This window comes from Deltaproteobacteria bacterium, from assembly GCA_030690165.1.
GTDB lineage: Bacteria > Desulfobacterota > GWC2-55-46 > UBA9637 > UBA9637 > JACRNJ01.
Genome location: JAUYHF010000055.1, coordinates 105,668 through 127,136, shown reverse-complemented (window position 1 = coordinate 127,136; position 21,469 = coordinate 105,668). Strand labels below are relative to the sequence as shown.

The 21,469-nt window shown below is 45.9% G+C and carries 24 protein-coding genes and 1 pseudogene; 21 read left to right on the top strand and 4 right to left on the bottom strand.

Annotation, left to right across the window (positions count from 1 at the left end; all coding sequences use genetic code 11):
* Position 1 precedes the first annotated feature (1 nt).
* From Q8P28_09660 to Q8P28_09595, 14 genes and pseudogenes are all read left to right on the top strand, one after another.
* Positions 2 to 1,021, top strand: a complete 1,020-nt coding sequence (locus Q8P28_09660; protein ID MDP2683047.1) for a GvpL/GvpF family gas vesicle protein — start codon at positions 2 to 4, stop codon at positions 1,019 to 1,021.
* Entirely contained in the window at positions 1,021 to 1,251 is a 231-nt protein-coding gene (locus Q8P28_09655; GenBank protein MDP2683046.1) for a gas vesicle protein GvpG, read from the top strand. The genes Q8P28_09660 and Q8P28_09655 overlap by 1 nt, the downstream gene beginning before the upstream one ends.
* A gap of 55 nt (positions 1,252 to 1,306) precedes the next feature.
* Positions 1,307 to 1,573, top strand: a pseudogene (gvpO, locus tag Q8P28_09650) (gas vesicle protein GvpO).
* A gap of 23 nt (positions 1,574 to 1,596) precedes the next feature.
* Complete coding sequence (locus tag Q8P28_09645; protein MDP2683045.1) at positions 1,597 to 1,962, top strand: gas vesicle protein; 366 nt, start codon at positions 1,597 to 1,599, stop codon at positions 1,960 to 1,962.
* Positions 1,917 to 2,276, top strand: a complete 360-nt coding sequence (locus Q8P28_09640) for a gas vesicle protein K (GenBank protein MDP2683044.1) — start codon at positions 1,917 to 1,919, stop codon at positions 2,274 to 2,276. Before Q8P28_09645 ends, Q8P28_09640 begins: the two co-directional genes overlap by 46 nt.
* A gap of 162 nt (positions 2,277 to 2,438) precedes the next feature.
* Positions 2,439 to 3,236 carry a GvpL/GvpF family gas vesicle protein gene (locus tag Q8P28_09635; protein MDP2683043.1) on the top strand — a complete coding sequence of 266 codons (798 nt, stop codon included), beginning with the start codon at positions 2,439 to 2,441 and terminating at the stop codon, positions 3,234 to 3,236.
* Entirely contained in the window at positions 3,221 to 3,433 is a 213-nt protein-coding gene (locus Q8P28_09630; protein MDP2683042.1) for a gas vesicle protein, read from the top strand. Before Q8P28_09635 ends, Q8P28_09630 begins: the two co-directional genes overlap by 16 nt.
* Entirely contained in the window at positions 3,421 to 4,884 is a 1,464-nt protein-coding gene (locus Q8P28_09625) for an Hsp70 family protein (GenBank protein MDP2683041.1), read from the top strand. The genes Q8P28_09630 and Q8P28_09625 overlap by 13 nt, the downstream gene beginning before the upstream one ends.
* Positions 4,881 to 5,459: a lytic transglycosylase domain-containing protein gene (locus Q8P28_09620; protein ID MDP2683040.1), complete on the top strand. Its 579-nt coding sequence runs from the start codon at positions 4,881 to 4,883 to the stop codon at positions 5,457 to 5,459. The genes Q8P28_09625 and Q8P28_09620 overlap by 4 nt, the downstream gene beginning before the upstream one ends.
* A complete protein-coding gene (locus Q8P28_09615; GenBank protein ID MDP2683039.1) occupies positions 5,456 to 6,601 on the top strand; it encodes a protoglobin domain-containing protein in 1,146 nt (381 codons plus the stop codon). Before Q8P28_09620 ends, Q8P28_09615 begins: the two co-directional genes overlap by 4 nt.
* Positions 6,602 to 6,918: 317 nt before the next feature.
* On the top strand, positions 6,919 to 7,671 hold the full coding sequence (locus Q8P28_09610) for a hypothetical protein (protein ID MDP2683038.1): 753 nt from the start codon (positions 6,919 to 6,921) through the stop codon (positions 7,669 to 7,671).
* A 17-nt stretch (positions 7,672 to 7,688) separates the two neighbouring features.
* On the top strand, positions 7,689 to 9,227 hold the full coding sequence (locus Q8P28_09605) for a DUF362 domain-containing protein (protein MDP2683037.1): 1,539 nt from the start codon (positions 7,689 to 7,691) through the stop codon (positions 9,225 to 9,227).
* A 22-nt stretch (positions 9,228 to 9,249) separates the two neighbouring features.
* Positions 9,250 to 9,672 carry a hypothetical protein gene (locus tag Q8P28_09600; GenBank protein ID MDP2683036.1) on the top strand — a complete coding sequence of 141 codons (423 nt, stop codon included), beginning with the start codon at positions 9,250 to 9,252 and terminating at the stop codon, positions 9,670 to 9,672.
* 135 nt (positions 9,673 to 9,807) lie between these two features.
* Positions 9,808 to 10,875, top strand: a complete 1,068-nt coding sequence (locus Q8P28_09595) for a metallophosphoesterase (protein ID MDP2683035.1) — start codon at positions 9,808 to 9,810, stop codon at positions 10,873 to 10,875.
* Positions 10,876 to 10,963: 88 nt separating this feature from the next.
* Here Q8P28_09595 and ahcY read toward each other — a convergent pair whose 3' ends face one another.
* The 4 genes from ahcY to Q8P28_09575 form a co-directional block, all read right to left on the bottom strand.
* Entirely contained in the window at positions 10,964 to 12,220 is a 1,257-nt protein-coding gene (gene ahcY, locus Q8P28_09590; protein MDP2683034.1) for an adenosylhomocysteinase, read from the bottom strand.
* A gap of 86 nt (positions 12,221 to 12,306) precedes the next feature.
* The gene (metK, locus tag Q8P28_09585; protein MDP2683033.1) at positions 12,307 to 13,470 is read right to left on the bottom strand and encodes a methionine adenosyltransferase; all 1,164 of its coding nucleotides are present in this window, start codon (positions 13,468 to 13,470) and stop codon (positions 12,307 to 12,309) included.
* Between the two features lie 118 nt (positions 13,471 to 13,588).
* The gene (locus Q8P28_09580; GenBank protein MDP2683032.1) at positions 13,589 to 14,089 is read right to left on the bottom strand and encodes a DUF721 domain-containing protein; all 501 of its coding nucleotides are present in this window, start codon (positions 14,087 to 14,089) and stop codon (positions 13,589 to 13,591) included.
* Positions 14,086 to 14,289: a hypothetical protein gene (locus Q8P28_09575; protein ID MDP2683031.1), complete on the bottom strand. Its 204-nt coding sequence runs from the start codon at positions 14,287 to 14,289 to the stop codon at positions 14,086 to 14,088. Before Q8P28_09575 ends, Q8P28_09580 begins: the two co-directional genes overlap by 4 nt.
* A gap of 301 nt (positions 14,290 to 14,590) precedes the next feature.
* Here Q8P28_09575 and mutL point away from each other — a divergent pair, with 301 nt between their 5' ends.
* The 7 genes from mutL to Q8P28_09540 all read left to right on the top strand — a co-directional run bounded on the left by mutL (position 14,591) and on the right by Q8P28_09540 (position 21,378).
* Positions 14,591 to 16,393 carry a DNA mismatch repair endonuclease MutL gene (gene mutL / locus Q8P28_09570; protein MDP2683030.1) on the top strand — a complete coding sequence of 601 codons (1,803 nt, stop codon included), beginning with the start codon at positions 14,591 to 14,593 and terminating at the stop codon, positions 16,391 to 16,393.
* Positions 16,394 to 16,769: 376 nt separating this feature from the next.
* A complete protein-coding gene (locus tag Q8P28_09565) occupies positions 16,770 to 17,390 on the top strand; it encodes a hemerythrin domain-containing protein (protein MDP2683029.1) in 621 nt (206 codons plus the stop codon).
* Positions 17,391 to 17,494: 104 nt separating this feature from the next.
* Positions 17,495 to 18,436, top strand: a complete 942-nt coding sequence (locus Q8P28_09560; GenBank protein ID MDP2683028.1) for a HAMP domain-containing sensor histidine kinase — start codon at positions 17,495 to 17,497, stop codon at positions 18,434 to 18,436.
* Positions 18,429 to 19,037 carry a response regulator gene (locus tag Q8P28_09555; protein MDP2683027.1) on the top strand — a complete coding sequence of 203 codons (609 nt, stop codon included), beginning with the start codon at positions 18,429 to 18,431 and terminating at the stop codon, positions 19,035 to 19,037. Before Q8P28_09560 ends, Q8P28_09555 begins: the two co-directional genes overlap by 8 nt.
* Entirely contained in the window at positions 19,030 to 20,442 is a 1,413-nt protein-coding gene (locus tag Q8P28_09550; GenBank protein MDP2683026.1) for an adenylate/guanylate cyclase domain-containing protein, read from the top strand. Before Q8P28_09555 ends, Q8P28_09550 begins: the two co-directional genes overlap by 8 nt.
* Positions 20,443 to 20,455: 13 nt before the next feature.
* Complete coding sequence (locus Q8P28_09545) at positions 20,456 to 20,833, top strand: response regulator (GenBank protein MDP2683025.1); 378 nt, start codon at positions 20,456 to 20,458, stop codon at positions 20,831 to 20,833.
* Positions 20,834 to 20,976: 143 nt separating this feature from the next.
* The gene (locus tag Q8P28_09540) at positions 20,977 to 21,378 is read left to right on the top strand and encodes a hemerythrin domain-containing protein (protein ID MDP2683024.1); all 402 of its coding nucleotides are present in this window, start codon (positions 20,977 to 20,979) and stop codon (positions 21,376 to 21,378) included.
* Positions 21,379 to 21,469 lie beyond the last annotated feature (91 nt).

Below are 21,469 nucleotides of genomic sequence, written 5' to 3'. Positions count from 1 at the left end.
TATGGCTAAACACATTTATTGTATTGCAAATACTAATGGGAAGACAGTTGCAAAATCAACCGGTCCAAAATCAAACGGCGATGTCTATTCCATCCCTTATCAGGATATTTCCGCAGTGGTAAAGGATGTCCCCTTTGCGGCATACAGCGCCACATCTGACAGAGATCTCATTATCCGTTATTTGACCGAGCATCAATCGGTTATTGAGGGCTTTATGAAAGCCTCTACAGTCATTCCTGTAAAATTTGGAACCATTGCAAGGGATGAGGAAGAGATTATGGAGATATTAGATACAGGCTATTCCGGATTCAAGAATGCCATTCTTGCAATGGATGGAAAGACACAGGTTGAGGTTCTGGTGTTATGGAATAATCTGGATGAGGTAATAAAGGAGATTGGAAAAAAGAAGGATATAAAGAGCTTTAAGGAGGAGGCGGCATTAAGACCATCGAAGGAATATGCCATAGAACTTGGCAGGATGGTCAAAAGGGCGCTCGATGAAGAAACGGGCAGGATACGAGATGAGATATTAGGAGATTTAAAAGGATATGTCCCGGGCATCCGGACGCATGACCTCATGGACGATAGGATGATAATGAATATGGCGTTTCTGATAGAAAGGAACAATATACATAAACTATATGAAGAAATTGACAGCATGAATGAGAGATATGGAGGAGATGTAAATTTCAGGATTATAGGTCCGCTTCCACCTTATAGTTTTTCCACAATGGAAATCAAGAGGATAAATATTCATGAGATAGCGAAGGCAATGGATGTTATGAGGATAAACAGATGGTCAAACAGTGAGCTTGCCGAACTGCCTGCAGAAGATGAGATAAGGGCTGCCTACAGGGTAATGCTAAAGGCTTTCCACCCTGATAAAAATCCGGAAGACCATGAGGCGCAAAAAAAGTTTGAAGGGATAAAACAGGCATACGAAACCCTGATGGACTGCGTTCAGGGCAGCGCCAGGCCCTCTATGAGCGGAGATGTTATTGTGATTAAAAAGGTGGTGTGATGGCATTTCTATTAGACGACATACTTTTTTCCCCTGTCCACGGTGTGGTATGGCTGGCGGAAAAGATTAAAGAGGCAGCAGAGGCAGAGAAGTTTGATGAGTCAAAGATTCGGGAGTCGCTGCTTGACCTGCAAATGAAATTAGAACTGGAAGAGATAACAGAGGAAGAATATCAGGAGAGGGAGACAGAACTGATGGAGAGGATGGAGGAGATAGCAAAGCAAAAGTGAGAAGCCTGCCCCCGAATATTTCTATCGGGGGTCAGGAGTTAAAAAAAGGAGGGAGACCACAATGACAATGAACATAACAGATGTGATTCTAAAGGCGAGGAATGAACTTCATAAAGTTACAGGCCTGGATCTCGTTACTACACTAAAGACAGTTAAGGATGAAAAGGGATGGCACGTATTTGTTGAGATGATAGAAAAACATTCCATCCCTGACGGTATGGATATTCTGGCAACATACGAGGCAACTCTGGATGACAACGGTAATCTGCTGGAATTTAACCGTCAACGTATGCGTAAACGGATGGAGACTGTGGAACCATAAAGGCGCAAGGAGAAGGTGAATAAATGACTATAGAGGCAGGAATTAAAACAATGAATGACAGCGCTACCCTGTCGGATGTTATAGACAGGGTTCTGGATAAAGGGATTGTCATCAATGCGGACATTGCCATATCCGTTGCAGGCGCTGAACTCCTTAACATAAGGATACGGGCAGCCATTGCCTCATTTGAGACTGCCGCAAAATACGGCATGACATTTCCCTTAGGCACAAATCTTGAAACAGCGGCATGGAATGAGGCAATGGTGTCAAAAGAAAACTGCCCCGGATGCAAAAAGAGACAACCTGTGGAAGAACTTCTGAACAGTGGTTGTCCATGGTGCGGATGGTTGAGCGCCAAGTCGGGTGGATTAACACAGGCCCCCCGATAGAAGCATCCGAGGGCAGGCTTAAAGACATGAATATAGACATAGATAAAGATAATTTGAAACAGGGGGTCTTGGGTCTGGTTATTGCAGTGGTGGAGATTGTACGGGATATCCTTAAGACGCAGGCAGTCAGACGAATGGATGGAGTGAGTTTAACCGGCGAAGAGATAGAAAGGCTGGGCAGGACGTTAATGGAACTTGACAGGGTTATTGAAGAGATAAAAGAGGACTATGGAGTTTCTGAGTCCGTGAAAAAAGTTAGGGATAGTCTGGATAATCTTGCAAATGGGATGGTTAATAACACAATTAGGAATTAAAAATTAGGAATTACTTGCGGGAGCAGGTTTGTAACCTGCTCCATAAATTTCGTGATTACCTTGATACGAACTATTGGGGTTCAAGTTATAAACTTGAACCCGCTATAGGAATTCATAATTCGTAATTCCTAATTCGTAATTGTATTTATCGGGAGGTTCACTATGGATGGCAGATACATTTATTGTATAACCGATGGCAGGGAAGATATATCACTGGGAAATATCGGCATAGAAAAAGCAGAGGTATACACCATCCCCTTTTGCAGCCTTTTAGCAGTTGTCCATAACTGCGAGGCAAAGGCATATAACTCAGAGGATGAAGATGCCATGATAAACTGGATAATCACACATCAGCAGGTGGTTGATGAGGCATGGAAGAGGTTTGGAACAGCGCTTCCCATAACCTTCAATACTATTATTAAGGGTAACACAGCGGATGTAAAGGCATGGCTTAAACAGGAATATGAATCCATGTGTAAAAAAATTCGCCGGTTCAGGGGCAAGGCAGAATATGGGATTCAGGTATTCTGGGATATAGACATGATTGCTGGAAGGGTTGTAGAGAGAGACACGGGACTTAAGGGATTGCAGAGGGAAATACAATCCCCGGATGTATCCATCGGGGACGGCGCCACATATATGTATAAACAGAAATTTGAAAAGAGGTTAAGAGATGAAATAGAGGCAGAGACAGAAGTCTGCTTTAAGAAATTATATAATCAAATAAAGGCGCATGTTGAGGACATCTTTGTGGAAAAGATAAAAAGAAAACAAGGGAAGACGCAGATGCTTATGAACCTGTCATGCCTTGTCCCAAAAGATAGCCGCAGCTATGTAGGCGAAGAACTAAAGAAGATCAGCAGTATCAATGGGCTCTCTGTACGTTTCACAGGGCCCTGGCCGCCTTACAGTTTTGTTGGATTGGATAGGATACGGAACCCACAATGGAAAGAAATGTAACGCTCACAGACCTTTTAGACAGGGTTTTAGACAAAGGAATAGTCATCCGCGCGGATATTATTATTTCCCTTGCAGGCATTCCAATGCTCGGCATCAATCTTGGCGCTGCCATAGCTGGAATGGAGACAATGCTTAAATATGGGATTATGGAAGAGTGGGATAAGGAGATCAGGGGCGAGGCGATATGTCAAAAATAATAGGTATAGACCTTGGAACAACCAATACAGTTGCGGCATTTATGGATGGAGGCCAGCCAATTATTATACCTGACGCTCTCGGGAAAAGGCTGTTCCCATCGGTTGTGGCATCTGTTAATGGCGCGATACTGGTTGGCAGAGATGCAAAAAATCAGGATGCAGCAGAGACAACCATCGCCTCTGTCAAAAGGCATATGGGTACCGGCCGCAGATTTAATCTAAACGGCAGAGATTATGCGCCGCAGGAGATTTCAGCCATGATACTTCAAAAGATAAAGGCCAATGCCAGCGCATACCTTGGTGAACATATAGACAAGGCTGTAATAACTGTCCCTGCCTATTTTAATAATGAACAGCGTCAGGCAACAAGGGATGCCGGTATCATCGCAGGGCTGGAGGTAAAGAGGATAATCAATGAGCCGACTGCGGCGGCATTAGCCTATGGATTAGGTAAGGAAGATACGCATACGGTTATGGTCTGGGATTTAGGCGGAGGCACCTTTGATGTGTCTATACTTGAGATAGGTCAGGGTATATTTGAGGTCAGGGCTGTGAATGGGGATACACACCTCGGCGGTGATGACTGGGACCAGCGGATTGCAGAACGTTTGTCCAATGGATTCCTTACTCAGAAGACAGAATTCAGAAGATTTAGAGAGACAGTAGAAGAAACAAAGATTGCCCTGTCTTGCGCCTTATCCACCACTATCAATATTCCCGGCATCATGGAAAATAATGGTCTTTTTGAAATTACATTAACAAGAAAAGGATTTGAGGAAATGACCTCAGACCTTGTTAAGAGATTGGTTGAACCAACTATGCAGGCGCTGGCTGATGCAGCGCTCTGCTATGAGGAGATAGACAGGGTTATCCTTGTGGGCGGCGCAACGAGGATGCCTGCGGTGCAGGAATTGGCAAGGAAACTGACCGGCAGAGAGCCATATAAGGATATTAATCCAGACGAGGCAGTTGCCCTTGGCGCAGCAATACAGGCAGGGATATTAACAGGTGAGATGAGGGATGTTGTGCTGGTGGATGTTACTCCGCTGTCATTGGGCATTGAGTCGCAGGGCGGGGTATTTGCGAAGCTCATTGACAGGAATACCCAAATACCGGTATCCAGGAACAAGATATTTACAACAGCAGAAGATGACCAGACCTCTGTTGATATCCATATCCTGCAGGGCGAAAAGGGCATGGCAAGATACAACATGAGTCTGGGAAATTTCAGGCTGACTGATATCACGTCTATGCCGGCGGGGACGCCCAGATTAGAGGTGCAATTTACCATTGACAGCGATGGCATCCTTAAGGTTTCAGCAAAAGACCTCCATACAGATAATGAGCGGATGGTAGAGATTACATCCATATCCAGACCTTCGTTCCCCGATAGAAGCATTCGGGGGCAGGCGGACAATGGAATAGAGGAGATACCGGCGGAGATGATATGAGACCGATACTATCTATCACATTTTTTCTCTTAATAATGGCGGCCGCAACTGATGAATTGGCAGAGACAAAAATGTCGCTGTCCCGGGTAGGGGCAATTCATGAATTGCCCCTGCGAATCAAATATCTGCAATCTGAAATCCAAGCGCGTTTTATCTCGGATGAGAAGATACTTGTCATGAGTGAGAGGCTATCAAAGGTCAATCCCAAACTTGGTATTTCAGAGATTTATACTATATGCAGCATGGTAGAAAAGTATTCAGGCCTTCAGGGAATAGACACCGAACTGGTAATGGCAATTATTATTGTGGAGAGCAATGGCAGGATAGATGCAGTAAGCCCAAAGGGCGCAGTCGGCCTGATGCAGGTCATGCCGCATATGGCAGAGGAACTCGGGGTTAAGGGTGACCTCTTTTCCACAGATACCAATATCCAATTGGGTACCTTTATCCTTGCTGACAATATCCGCAGATGGGGATACCATAAGGGTATAGAGCGATATTTCTGGGGAACAGGCGCAGCAGACGATAGATACATCAGCAAGGTCTTAAAGGTAATGGAGGGGTTTAAAGGATGAAGGCGCTCAGGGACTGGATACATAAAGAAAAACCGCTGGATAGATATGACAGGGAAAGATGGCTGCAATATCTCTCTGTCACAAAAAAGGACAGTAGAGCCATTATGGCCATGAAGGATGATTTTGCCCAGCATATAGACGAATTTATTGAAGGTTTTTGCGAGCATATATTAAAGCAAAAGGAGACATCGGTATTTATAATGGATACGGATGTCATAAAGAGATTGAAGCCGTCGGTGAAGGGATACTTTACAGAGCTGTTAAAAGGGAATTATGGCAAGGACTACTTTAATGACCGTTTAAATATAGCTTATACCCATGAAAGGATTGGGGTCGGACCCGGGTGGTATATAGGGGCATACACCCATTTTTTTCAGTTTGCAATAGACCGCATCTTTCTTAAGTATCCTGATAAACCGGAAAAGGCGCGGCATGCTATTAACGCATTCACAAAGGTCTTTTTTCTGGATATGAGCATTGCTATGGAGGCGTATGCGTATAAGACCCATGACAGATTAAAAACCGCTGAACTTGAGACAGTATACAGGCTTTCCAGGGCAGCAGAATACCGGGATGATCAAACAGGCAATCACATAATGAGACTCGGTCATTATTCAGCAGTTGTCGCAAGGAATGTAGGCATGAAAAGCGATGAGGTGGAAGATATATTTGCGGCAGCGCCAATGCATGATATAGGAAAGATAGGCGTGCCTGACTCCATCCTGCTTAAGCCTGATAAACTTACAACAGAGGAGTTTGAAAAGATTAAGACACATTCCATCATTGGCGGCTTAATACTTTCCACTTCAGAATCAAGGCTTCTCCAGAAGGCCCAGGAGATAGCCCTCACACACCATGAAAGGTATGACGGCACCGGTTATCCGCACGGACTTCACAGCGATGAGATACCTTTGTCCGGAAAGATTATTGGTGTGTGCGATGTGTTTGATGCCCTAACCACAAAAAGACCCTATAAACCCGCGTTTTCAAATGAGGAGGCGCTCAGTGAGATTAAAAAAGGCGAGGGGAGTCATTTTGACCCTCAAGTCTCTGATGCCTTTTTTAAAGGGGTGGATGAGATTCTAACGATTCAAAAGAGATTTCAGGAAGAAACGGCTAATCAGATCATCAAAAAGATTTAATCCCTTCCTTTCGGGAAAGTTCATTCTTAAAGAGTTTGTTGAAAAACTCAACAATCTCTGATTACACAGATAAAAAATATAGATTACACAGATTAAGGCAAAATTTTGGCGGGTTCAAGTTTGTAACTTGAACCCAAATAATTCGTATGCAGCACATACGAAATTTAGGGAGCAGGTTGCAAACCTGCTCCCGCAGTAAAAATTTTGCTGCCTGTCCTTTTGGACAGGTGTAAAACATGTTACATGCCTTGACATGCCTAATTTAAAATTATAGGATGCGGATACTGTAATTAACCAAATTACACCGCGAGATAGTCATGCAAGGTGATATAAACAAAGAAAGGCAGCGAAATCTTCTTTTGGCTGCCTTATTTATACTTGTTACCCTCTTTACAGCATTCCACGAAGGGTATATACCGTTAATATCTATGCCCTTCTATCTCTCCATCGCCGCTGGTTTTTCAATAACAATATGGCTTGCCTGGAACATTTCAACCCATCGCCTGCTCTCCCTCATATTGAGTATATTTATAATTGAATACATCAAGGAGACTATCGGGGTAAGGTCAGGGATGTGGACATATCATGGCATTAACGGTTTTTACAATTTTGGCGTGTGGGCGTGGGTGCTGGGGGGTCTGATAGCATATACATTATCAATCAAGGTAGTGATAAGGCAGATAAGAAGGCTAAAACTCCCTTTACCCGGATGGTTGAACCCAATCATTCTGACACTCATATCTTTACAAATTCCTTTGACCCTGGGGGATTACTGGAGAGGGGCAGGGGTCTTGTTCTGGTCATTCTATGTTCTGCTCTTGATAGGAGGCATTTATACATCCAACAGGATGGATTTTCCTGTTTTCGCAGGTATTATTATTACAGCCTGGATTGTTGGCAATCCCAGTGAATATTTAGGGTCTGTGGCCAGCAGTGTGTGGACATTTACCCACAACCCTCTTTATCCCCCATTTTTTCTCCTCTTTGGATGCTGGCCGTTGGAGATACTGGCCCAATATTCACTATCGGCCTTTCTGGCAAATGAACCCATGGATAAGGATACCTTTTAGATAAAAGGAGGAAGACAATGATTGAGATGACCAGGGAAGAAAAACACTTAAAGATATTTATGGCGATAAGCGCTGCAACCTATCTTTCAGTAGGTTTTGCCTTTGTTATTGCGCCTGATTGGATGCTCAAGGCAATAAATATTTTTTCGCGGTTCTTAATGCCGAATCTGAAAGAGATTCCAATATCTGTTGAGAAGTTCTGGCTTTCCATGACATTTTCCATGATGATGACTATTACTACCCTCTGTTACATTGCCCAGCACAATGTCCGAAAAAATAAGGATTATGTCATACCGCTACTTATTTCCAAATCTGCATCCGCTGTCTCCGCGCTATGCTTCTTCATCTTTTCGGATAGGTACTTTGCCTATCTGGTTATATTTATAGTTGACGGCTCTATCTTCTGGATAACACTTTTCTTTTATATCAGGGCGAACAAGGCATTTTTTGAGGTCCAGACATTCTATCTCAAAAAGGTGGCAGCGGCGCCCAAAGGCACAGGTCCTGCGACTGTAGCCGTTTTTAAAGGCGATGATAAATTTGGACTGCTGGATAAGGTTCTGGAGACGACACGATTTTTTGAGATTTTGGAGAAACGTTTTCAGGAAACAGGCAAGCCCAGGAAAGATTTTTCCGTGGTGATCAAACCTAACTTTATGTTTATGCACTCTAAAAAGGACATCTCCACATATACAGACCCTGAACTTGTGGAGGCCTTTATTGACAGGATTGCGGGCAGGGGATTTTCCAATATAAGTATTGTTGAAGCGCAGAGCACATTTGGAAATTACTACAAAAACAGAGAGGTGGTAAAGGTAGCGCAGTATATAGGATATTCTACAAATAAGAATTACCGCATAGTTGACCTGACAGAGGAGATGGTCCCGTATGATTACAGCGGGAGATTGGGCAGGCACTTCGTGGGGCCTACATGGAGGGATGCGGATTTTAGAATCTCCTTTGCCAAAAACAAGACCCATGTATTCTGCCACTATACACTTACCCTAAAGAATATCTATGGCACTCTCCCTATGCAGAATAAATTAAAAGAGTACCACTCAAAGAGGGAGTACGACTGGCCGACCATAGAGACATTAAAGCGCTTTCCTGTGCATTTCGGTCTGATTGATGGCATTTATAGCGCCGATGGACACTTCGGGGTTATAGTTGATCCAAAACCAAATCATACAAAGACAATGCTCGGCGGTGAAAACCTTATTGCTGTGGACTGGGTTGGCGCCAAAAAGATGGGCATTGATCCTGACGACCCAAAGATTGGAAGGTTTCTCCCCCTTGCTGTAGAGGCATTTGGAAAACCTGAGATTCAGTGGATAGGAGATACGTCTGTATATGAGCCATGGCAGAATGTGAGTGAGGTCTTCATCAAATCCCTGGATATCATTGAAGAGGCAACTGCGTTCAGCGACTGGTGGTTCTCCGGGATCACTGCTATGGACAAGTACTTTTCTTTTAAGAAAAAGGCGCTGCCCATCGTAATCCTGAGAAAGATTTTAAAGCCGATTAAACGGATATTTTATCGGTACGATTATCTGTAGCATTTTGAATATGGAGGTGAAAGTGGAGCAAAAGGAAGTTGCGAGAAAACGTCTGCGCCTGCTTCTGGCGGTTCTTTTCTTCTGGGATATTGGGATCGGAGTGTATGCAATCTTTTTTGCAAAACATTTTCAACAGTTTATTCTTTTTACCCCCCAGAATGAGCCTCTGTTTATAAGAGGTGTTGGGGTATACTGGCTATTCGCAGCCTATATTCAATTCCTTGGATTTAAAAATCCGGGAAAAAACATTGTGGCAGTGCAGTTATCTATTGTATTTCGTTTGTCAGCAGCCGTGATAGATTTTATTGAAGTCTTCTTTTTGTTAGGAAAACCAATTTATTTTTTCCACTACCTGCTGGTATTTTTTGTTTTTATGAATTGTCTTATCGCCTATCTCACCGTCAGCTGTTTAAGAAGGATGAACCTCAAATGGATTGAAATTTAATCAGTAAATAAGGATTTTATTTGACACTGTTAGATAAATTACCTCCCATATTTGTGCGTGTTTTACTGACATATTATAGCGTGGAACGGAAACAGATTTGATTCAATTTTAACAGATAGACAGGGAGGTGTTAATATGAAGAAGATTAAAGTCATGGCGCTTTCAGACCTGCATTTGGGAGAGCCGGAGGGGCTTTTATATAATAAGCCCCCCAATATATTAGATATCCTTGTTGCTAAGGTATCAGAACTTGCCAATGGTGGCGGGGGGATTGAGAACGGTATAGAGGAACTCATCCTTATAGGGGATATTGCAGACCTTTCTGAGGCAAAGCCGGAAGAGGCATATAGCAATACGAGGGTCTTTCTTACTGCTATTCTTAAAAAAGTTAGTGTGGATAAGGTTATATACATCCCTGGAAACCACGACCATCATCTCTGGGTGGAGATGCTTGAGGCCCGTTATGGAAAGGGTTATAAAGAATGCTTTCCAAAAACCGGGGTTAGTATTCAGAGGCCAAATGCCCTTATGGAGCGGTGTATCCCCGCAGATTATAAAGGTGATGTAGAGGCCTATTACCCATTTTACAAAATCAAGATGGATAATAGTTATTTCCTTTTTGACCACGGTCACCTCTTTTCCAGCACCCTGAATAAGGCAGCCGGTCCTGTGTCCAGTCTTGAGGAAATAGAAGAGAAGACATGGGAATTTATGGAAAAAATATGGTTTCAAGGGGGGAAGTCCCCGTGGATATATAACCTCAGGGAAAAGATTTATGATTGGGCAAGGTGGATTAGTCTCAGGGCTGGCCATCCTACAAGAGGGGTCAGCTTCAAGGAGGATTCTACCCCTGTATTTGACGATGGTATGAGGGATAGGATTGTCACATATCTGGAGAAGATGGTCAAATTAAGCATGGATACAGACGATTTTCACCTTGTGTTTGGTCATACCCATTATGGCGGCAGGGTTTTAAAGGATGATAGAAAGGTAAGGGTAAACGGTCGTTTTATAAACCTCTGGAACACAGGGGGATGGCTTGTGCCATCGGAGGTCTTTTCTCCCGATGCGTTTATCTTTTATATAGAGCAAACCCAAAACGGGTTAAGGCCCCAGGCGTATAAGCTGGTGGGTAGGGAGAGGGGTGAAGTAGGGGATTACGACAGGGCCATTCTTAAGGAGATAGTAAAGAGGATTGGTTGAATAAACTTTTGGAAATCGGCAGGCCCTATCTTTCATATCTTGAGGGATAGAGCCTGCCGCAGGGAGAACTCCTCTTACAATAGAGGTCTTATGTCCCCATCTCCCACGAGGCAAGATATTTTTTCTGCTCGCTTGTGAGGGTGTCTATCTTGACGCCCATGGATATAAGTTTTAATCTGGCTATTTCTTTATCAATATCCGCTGGAACTGTGTAAACCTTCTTTCCCAGTTTCTTAAAGTTCTTAACCACATACTCTGCTGACAGCGCCTGGTTTGCAAAACTCATGTCCATAACGCTTGCAGGATGTCCTTCTGCTGATGCAAGATTTACAAGCCTGCCGTCCGCCAAAAGGCATATCCTTCTGCCGTCCTTCATAAGATATTCTTCAACAAAATCCCTGACAGTCCTTACACCTATACTCAGTGATTTAAGCCCCTCTATATCAAGCTCAACATTGAAATGGCCCGAATTGCATACTATGGCGCCGTCCTTCATCACCTTAAAATGCTCTTTTCGGATGACATTGATATTGCCGGTTACAGTGCAGAATACATCGCCTATCTTTGCCGCGTCTGCAATGGGCATAACCCTGAAGCCGTCCATGACAGCCTCTATTCCCTTTAACGGGTCAATCTCGGTTACAATAACATCTGCGCCCATGCCTTTAGCCCTCATGGCAAGGCCTTTGCCGCACCATCCGTAGCCGCACACAACAAACTTTGCGCCTGCAAGCAGTTTGTTCGTTGCCCTTACAATGCCGTCAATGGTTGACTGTCCTGTGCCGTATCTGTTGTCAAAAAAGTGCTTTGTATCAGCGTCATTTACAGCGATGACAGGAAACATGAGCACATTTTTAGCTGCCATGCTCTTAAGCCTGATTACCCCTGTTGTTGTCTCTTCTGTTGAACCGATTATATTTTTAATCAGGTCTTTTCTTTCGCCGTGGATTGCAGCCACAAGGTCTGCGCCGTCATCCATTGTAATATTCGGTTTTGTATCCAATACGGCGTTTATGTGCTGATAGTATGTCTTGTTGTCTTCGCCTTTTATTGCAAATACAGGTATTCCGAAATCCTTTACAAGGGATGCAGCCGTGTCATCCTGTGTGCTTAATGGATTTGAGGCGCAGAGATAGGTATCAGCCCCTCCTTCCCTGAGCGTCCTCATAAGATTGGCAGTCTCGGTGGTAACATGCAGACATGCAGCGAGTTTATAACCCTTGAGCGGTTTTTCTTTGGCAAACCTGTCACGGATGAGTCTCAAAACAGGCATGTCCTTTTCAGCCCACTCAATCTTTAGCTTCCCCTTTTTAGCCAAACTAATGTCTTTTACATGATATTTCATTTAACCTCCAATTTGATACAGACTATGGGCTATAGGCAATAGGTTTTGTAATTTTTTACCTATTGCCCCTTGCCTATCGCCTGTTTTTATATTTTTGCCGCCTTCTTCAGCGCCTCTGCCTTATCTGTTTTCTCCCATGTAAACTCCGGTTCATTTCTTCCGAAATGGCCGTTTGCAGCGGTCTTTCTGTAGATAGGTCTTAAAAGATTAAGCGTTTTGATTATATCAGCAGGTTTCATTTTGAAGTTTTCTCTTATAAGCTCAACTATCTTTTCCGGCGCAATCTTCTCTGTGCCGAATGTGTCAACCATGATCGATACCGGCTCTGCAACGCCTATAGCATAAGCAATCTGTATCTCGCACTCGTCTGCCAGACCTGCTGCAACAACATTTTTTGCCACATATCTAGCCATATATGAGGCAGATCTGTCCACCTTTGACGGATCTTTACCTGAGAATGCCCCGCCTCCATGGCTGCCGTGTCCGCCGTATGTATCAACTATTATCTTTCTTCCGGTGAGCCCGCAGTCGCCCTGTGGTCCGCCGACAACAAACCTTCCTGTTGGGTTTATATAATACTTTGTATTTTTATCCAAAAACTGGGCAGGAATAACCTTCTTTACCACCTCTTCAATGATAGCTTCCCTTAATATTTTGTTGTCCACATCCGGCGAATGTTGGCTTGAAACAACCACAGTATCAACCATTACCGGTCTGTTATTAACGTATTGAATAGTAACCTGAGATTTTCCGTCTGGCCTTAGAAACTTTAATATTCCCTTCTTTCTTGCCTCTGCCAGCCTCTCTGTTATCTTGTGCGCAAAATGTATCGGCATCGGCATTAACTCTTGCGTGTGATCGCAGGCATAGCCGAACATGAGCCCCTGGTCTCCTGCGCCCTGTTCCTTACCCTCCGTAGTATCAACACCCATTGCAATATCAGGCGACTGCTTGTCAATCGTTACCATAACAGCGCAGGTATGGGCGTCAAAGCCCATGCTGGTCTCGGTGTAACCGATATCCCTGATAGTATTCCTTACAACCTCAGGATAATTTATCTGCGCCTTTGTAGTTATCTCCCCTGCTATAAGCGCAAGGCCTGTAGTAACCAGCGTCTCGCATGCAACCCTGCTTTTGGGATCCTGAGTAAGGATTGCATCAAGAACCGAATCAGATATCTGGTCTGCAACCTTATCAGGATGTCCTTCTGTCACGGACTCCGATGTAAAAAGATAATTTTTGATTCCCATAAATAATAGCCTCCTTAGTTTTTATCAAAAATTTTAAAATGTGAAGGTAAACATTTTTCCCCTAATATGTCAATACAATTAAGTCAAAAATTAAGCCGCCCTGCTTGCTTGCTCATTTTTAGTTACGGATTATCTGACATTTATTTGCTATTATTGCCCTTCGGATGGTTTCTTTTAACCCCTCATCCTTTACAGGGGACACCAATCTGTCAATGTTATCCATTTCTTTCTGAGAGAGTTGCGTAGGGTGGGCATTGCCCGCCAACGGATTGGAATTGGATCGGCGGGTCGGGGCGGGTGTTTTTTGGGCATGAGTAATCTTGCCGAGGCGGAAAACAATGTCTTCAACTGTCGTATCTTGAAGCTCTTTATTTATCTTTTTTATAATGTCTTCCTTTATATATTTCAACTCTTCCATCCATGCAGATGTTTCTACTGTTAAATATAAGGTTTTTCCTGCGATCTTTAACGGCCCGGCCCTTTTTGCTATATTTATCCCCGCTATCTTTGGCCATACACTGAGGACTCTAAACCAATTTGCCACTGCCTTAGGAGTATTATTGTGCCAAAAAGCAGATAAGATATTTCCTATTTTTGCAGGTTCTTTTGTAGATGTCATAACAACTGTTTTGCTTTATTCCTGTCCCTGCAGATATTAAGCAGGGGCAGGTATCCGCCCAAAAGCTGGCCGGTCATTGCCCCTATGAGCAGAACAGGGATTGCATTATAGCTGAAGCCTAACCATATCCTCATCAAAACTACAAATGGTATCGGTATGTGTATATATAGAAACCATTTGGGAGAAAACCTCTTTGCCATTGACCTCAAATAGCCGAATGGCAGGTTAAGGATTAGTGTGATTAGTGTGAGAAGTAAGAGGGTAAACAACATTTTTTCCACAGTGCTTTAAATGATGTCAAACTATTCTTTAGGAGCTTGTTGAAAAACTCAACAATCTCTGATTACACGGATAAAAAATATAGATTACATAGATTTAAACTATTGAATTATCTGTGTAATCGTTTTTATAAATCTGTGTAATCATGGCTGTTGAGGTCTTTTTCAACAGCCTGTTAGGCTGTAGTTGACATTAAAGACCATAATGTCTTAACATCATTTTATGCCGCAATGCAATAAAATAAAGATAATGCCCAAGTCTCTTGCCATAAAGATTGCTGCCGGCGAGGTTATAGAGAGGCCTGCCTCTGTTGTGAAGGAACTTGTTGAAAACTCTATTGACGCAAAGGCAACAGATATATCTGTCTATATCCGCGATGGCGGCAGGAAGCTGATAAAGGTTATTGACGATGGAGAAGGCATGACAAGGGATGACGCAGTTATTGCGTTTGAGAGGCATGCAACAAGCAAGGTGTTGAATGAAGAAGACCTTTATTCCATTAGCACTATGGGATTTCGCGGTGAGGCTATCCCCAGCATCGCCAGCGTATCTGAAACTGTTTTGACTACTAAGGTCTCCGGAGAGATTGCAGGAACAATAGTGACAGTGAAAGGAGGGAAGATAGAAGATTTTAGCGATGCCGGCTGCGCAAACGGGACCATGGTTGAGGTAAGGGATATATTTTTCAATACACCGGCAAGGCTGAAATTTATGCGGTCAATCTCTACAGAAACTGGGCATATATCCGATACTGTTACAAGGCTTGCCTTGGCGTATCCCTCTATAAGGTTCAGGCTTTATAATAACAATGTCTCTATATTAGAGACTTCAACGAAGGCTGATTTGAGGACGAGGGTTGCGGATGTCTTTGGAAAGGGGTTTTTAAAGGATATTATTCCTGTAGAGGCAGGGGATGAGGCGCTGAAGATTCATGGCTTTGTTGCGAAGCCTGAATCTGCATATTCCACAACAACCAAGGGACTTTTTATCTATGTAAATAACCGATGGGTAAGAGACAGGGGAATCAATCATGCAGTTGCAAACGGCTATAGAAACTGCTTTGCGCACGGCAAATCCATACTTACTACATACAGGGACAAATATCCTTTTGTTGTTTTATTTATAACCACTCTGCCGCAAGAGGTTGACGTCAATGTGCATCCGACAAAATGCGAGGTGAGATTTAAAAATCCCAAAAACGTGTATGAGCTTACAAGAGGGGCAATAGAAGCTGCCCTGGGGATATGGGGGGAGCCTTCTCATGCCTCCTTTGTCAAACCATATGAAAATAGGATGCCGGCAGGATGGGTCAGGGAGAGAACCTCAGGTTATGATGATTTATCACAATTTAGACAAAGATATAATCCTGAGGCAACGTGTTCTGATTTACAAGTTAGCCAAACAGAATTTACCGGGTCTGCCGGGGATGCCAAGACCTTGTTTTTTAGCGAATTAAAAATATTAGGCCAGTTATGGCTGGAATATCTGTTGTGCGAAAGAGAAGGGGAATTTTATATAATAGACCAGCATGCGGCAGCGGAAAGAATTGCATTTGAGAAATTAAAAAAAGACTACTATCTGAACCGTTGTGTAGCCAGCCAGATGCTTCTTATCCCCCAGGGTATTGAGCTTTCCTTGCAGGAAAGAGATGTTTTAGAAAATTCTCATGAGGCTATAAAGGCTATTGGCTTTGATATTGAACCATTTGGCGGTAATGCATTCATAATACGAGCTGTGCCGGATATACTTTCCGGCAGGGATTGCAGTGGTTTGATAAAAGGGATGTTAGAGGAACTGGTCTCTTCTGAGATAAGTTTCAGGATAGAAGATGGACTGGATGATATTCTTATGCGGATAGCCTGCCACAGCGTTATAAGGGGGCAGAGGCAGCTTTCTAATGAGGAGGCAAAGGCATTACTGGAAAGGCTGACTCATGTTGACTTTTCCGGCAATTGTCCGCATGGAAGGCCTGTTATAAAGGCCATCTCCAGGATTGAGATAGAGAAGATGTTTAAAAGGAGATGATGGTTGCGCCGCACATCTTCAGGCAAAGTTTGTAAATTGCATGATTGAGAGATAGCGGGAAAAAGAGGAAGGCGATAAATGGGATGTGTCCCCATTTACAATTATAAAATAGGCAACGTGGGAAGCATAGAAAGAATAATAAGGCATAATTCTTGCGCAGGCAGGCAGTATAGCTTCAGCGACAACTGTTTTTTTATTCAAGAAAGGGACAGACCGTTTTACGGTCTGTCCCTTTCTTTTTGCCTTTGATTTGCCCCCAGCGCCGCTTCGCCGGTCTTCGTCAGGCTGATGAGCGCGGCAGATGGAAAGCGGCGCCGGGCGCAAATTTAAGCAATAGCGCGGACCCGAATAATACCTTCCGAAAAAAAGGAGTCGTATGCAAGAACTCATCAAGCAGCTCAAGGCCGAACACGCCATAGCGCTCGATATGCTTGTCAAGGTGAAGGACGCCGGCGCGCTGTCGCGGGAGGTTCAAAAGACGCTTGTGTCGTTCAGGGACATACTGATCGCCCACCTGAATAATGAAGAGGTCAATCTGTATCCGTCGCTCAAGCGGATCGCGGCGGAGGATAAAGACCTCCTCGAAACGATAGATTATTTCGTAAAGGACATGGGTGTAGTGGCTGGCTCGGCGCTCCAATTCTTCGATAAATACTGCGCCGACGGTTCGAGCCTTGAGTTCGGTAAGGACTTCAGCATGTTCTTCGCGGCCTTAAAAGCCCGGATCGAGAAGGAAGAGGAGATACTCTACGCGATAGGGTCGGATGAGAGCCTCAATCTCGGCGACCTGTTCAGTTTGGACCGCTTCGACAACAGCGGCATGGGGTTGATCGTTACGGGCCTCGATAAGAAGGTAAGCTTCATGAACGCCTTTGCAAAGTCGCTTCTCGGGCTGTCAAGCGGCGCGGCCGCCGACGCCCCGGGCGTCTACGAAGCTGCGGTGGAGGGGGGGTCCTATACCCCGTCTCGTTTTTTTCTAAAAGAAGGCCCGCCTTAATCAATGAGATTGCCGCTGAAAACGGCGCCAGCCTCACCGTAATCTGCGTCGCCAACATATCAGAGGCCGGGTGCGCGACGGGGGTCACGTCCGTAATCCGGGACATGACGTTTGAGAAGACCTTGGAAGCGGAGTCCGAACGGCTCTTCAAGGAGCTTGAGGGGCAGACCATGTCCCTGAACGAGGCCAACGTAAGGCTGCAGGAACTCGACAAGGTCAAGTCGGATTTCCTCTCCACGGTCTCCCACGAATTGAGAACGCCCCTCACTTCGATCCTCGGATTCGCGAAGATCATAAAAAACAGGCTTGAAGGGGTCGTAATACCGGAGGTCAAGAGCAGCAATGCGAAGGTTCAAAAGGCGGTAAGACAGGTGCTTAGCAACGTTGGCATCATCCTCTCCGAGGCCGGGCGTCTGACGTCAATCATCAACGACGTTCTCGACCTCGCCAAGCTTGAGGCCGGAAGGGTGGATTGGAAGCTGGAGAAGACGACCGTATCGGAGATTATAGACAGATCGGTTAACGCCACCACATCTCTCTTCGACCATAAGGATTTACGGGTGGTGAAGGATATCGAGGAGGGCCTGCCGACGGTGGTAGTTGACGCGGACAAGCTCATGCAGGTGGTGATAAACCTCCTTTCAAATGCCGTGAAGTTTACCGAAAAGGGGAACGTCACGTGCAGGGCGCGGTTTTCAAAGAACGAGGTCGTGATAAGCGTCGTGGATACGGGGATAGGCATATCGAAGGAAGACCAGCCCAAGGTCTTCGAGAAGTTCAAGCAGGTGGGAGACACCCTGACGGAAAGGGACAGGGCTTGGCATCCCGATATGCAAACAGATAGTGGAGCATCACGGAGGCAAGATATGGGTGGAGAGCGAGCCTGGGCATGGGAGCGCCTTTTCATTCACCCTGCCCGTCAAGGACGATGCGGCCCGCGCCGAAATCAACAATATAGACGCGCTCATCAGAAGGCTCAGGCAGCACGTGACAAGCTCCTCCGTGTCGTCGTCCGGCTCCGGCAAGAGCGTTCTCATAGTGGATGACGACAAGAACATCAGGGAACTCCTGAGGCAGGAACTCGAGACCACCGGATATTCCGTTATGGAGGCCGTTGACGGGATGGAGGCGTTGAACATTATCAAGGGCGTGAGGCCGGACCTGATAGTGCTCGACGTCATGATGCCGGGCATCAGCGGCTTCGACGTCGCGGCTGTAATCAAGAACGACCCGCTTACCATGAACATCCCGATCATCATACTCTCCATATGCGAGGACAAGGAAAGGGGTTTTAAGCTCGGCATTGACAGGTATCTCACAAAACCCGTGGACATCGACGCGCTCTTAAAAGAGGTGGGCGTCCTTGTGTCGCAGGGCGGGTCTAAGAAGAAGGTCATGGTCATGGATGAAACCGAATCGTCCGTAAAGGCGCTGACCGAAGCGCTCGAGAGCAGGGGATTTCAGGCGGTAGGGGTATGCGAGGGCAGCACATGCGTGGAAGAGGCGGTGAGGTACAAGCCGGACCTGATAATAATGGACAAGATCTTTTCCGAAAAACACGACGTGGTGAAGACCATCAGATACGAGAAGGGGCTTGAAAACGTCTTTTTTATCTTCATGGCGGTGGGGGGGAGAGCCGATGGATGAGGTAATCCTGCGCAAGTTGTCCAAGAAAAAGGATTTTTCGACGTTCTTCTCCAACCTCCAGGCCGCCGTCGGCTCCTCCGTAGCCGTAGTAGACTCGGACGGCAGAGGCATCATCGGTTCTAACGATACGAACGCGACCCACCGTCATCCCATACTCTTTAAGGACTCCCCCGTGGCATGGGTCGTCGGGGACGGCAAGGCGGAGGCCGTGGCAACTCTCATGGGGGTTTTCGTGGAGAAGGAGGCCGAGAAGAAGGCCCTTGCGGCGGAGGCCCTCGATAAGTACAGGGATATAAACTTCATATACGATTTCTCCGAGAAGGTGGTGGCGTGCTTCGACGTAAGAGAGGTCTCGAGGCTCGCGGTGGACGAAATAAGGAAGCAGACGGAGGTCACGAGCGCCTCGATAATGACATGGAGCGACGAGGAGAATAAATTCGAGATACTCGTCCCGTACGGGAAGGAACATTTCCCCAAGGCCGAATTAGGTCCAGGGGTCGGCATAGCCGGTCATGTGCTCAAGACCGGAATGGCCGAGATAATCAATAACGTCGAGTTGGACCACAGGTTCGTAAAGAGCGACATAAAGATACATTCACTCATCTGCGCCCCGCTGAAGACCGGCGATAAGGTCATGGGGGTCTTCAACGTGTCTACCCACAGACCCTATAATTACACCGCGGCCGATTTAAGGCGGCTTTCGAACCTCGCCTTCCAGTCGGCGCTCGCCATCGAGAACAGCAGGCTGCATACGGCCGCGCTCAAGCATGAGAGGATCAAAACCAACCTCGGACGCTATCTGCCGCAGCACCTTGTAAGCGAGGTCATGAACACAAGCGGAGACATTACGCTCAAATCGGCAAAACGACGGCTCGTAATACTCTTTTCGGATATAAGGAATTTTACCTCGCTTAGCGAGGATATGGAGGCTGTGTCCCTCGTTGGTCTCCTTAATAAATACTTCGGCGACATGGTGGACATAATCTTCAAACACAACGGGACGCTCAACAAGTTCGTCGGCGACATGATACTCGCCCTTTACGGGGCGCCGGAAGACATGGGCAACAACGAGAAGAGGGCCATTGACACCGCCGTTGACATGCAGCGCGCCATAAGGGCGGGTAACTGGCCGTGCCCGTCAAGAGACTTCTCGGTCGGGATCGGGATAAATTCTGGAGACGTCGTGGTGGGGAATATCGGATCGGTACACCATATGGACTATACGGCCATCGGTGACGAGGTTAACATCGCGCAGCGGCTTCAGGCCATGGCGCGGGGAGGGGAGATACTTGTCGGAAGGCACATCCAAGAGACCATGAAGGGGGTATATGATTTTAAGGCGCGCGGGAGCGTCGAGGTGAAGGGTAAGAAAAGATCCGTAGAGGTCTTCGAGGTCTTATATTGAACCGGAGGGGATTATGCCGAAGAAGATATTGATCGTGGACGACGAATCGCACATAAGGCTTTTACTGGAGCAGACGCTTGAAGACATCGAGGAAAAGGGCGCGGTGCTGCTTATGGCCGACAACGGCGAGGCCGCGCTCGAGATTATAAAGACCGAAAGGCCGGGGCTTGTATTTATGGATGTCATGATGCCGAAGATGAACGGTTTTGACGTGTGCCGCACGGTCAAGAAGGACCTCGGGATGCAGGACGTCCACATAGTGCTTCTTACCGCGAAGGGGCAGGAGTATGATAAGCAACGCGGGATAGAGGTCGGGGCCGACATGTATATTACCAAGCCGTTCAATCCGGATGACATAGTCTTGAAGGCGTCGACCGTGCTCGGCCTTTAGCGCCTTGCCCCGAAACCTGATGGTCCATCTCATGGAAGGAGGCCGGTAATCTTCGAGGCAGTATGAATTTCATATAAACCTGAGGCTTCGATATGGAACTTGGAATATTGTCTCAGGCAATCTCGTCAAACGGAGGAACGAAAATGTCCAATCTTATTCAAGAGCTTCAGAAAGACCATATACTCATAGTAGATATCCTGAACGCGGTAAGGCGTCAGGGCATTATGTCGAGGGAGGGCAAGGAGGGCCTTAATTCCGTCAAGGATACGCTGCTTGCGCACCTTACGAAAGAAGACACGAAGCTCTATCCGGTCTTAAGAAAGGCATCTGAGACCGACGCCGTCTTGAAGCAGACGCTCGATATTTTCACCAGGGACATGGACGAGGTTTCCAAGGCGGCAATGAGGTTTTTCGATAAATACGCCTCAGGAGGGCAGGGCACGGAGTTCGCCAGGGACTTCGGCTGGCTTTACGCCACATTGCAGTCGCGCATCAGAAAGGAAGAGAATACCTTGTATAAGGCCTACGAAAGACTCAACCCATAATGTCGGCGGTCCTGGTCGGGCGCCATTTGCCGCGTTTGGTTTGACATGATGCCGGAGTTTACGCTCCCCCCCTACAGCCCCAGCGCCTTCA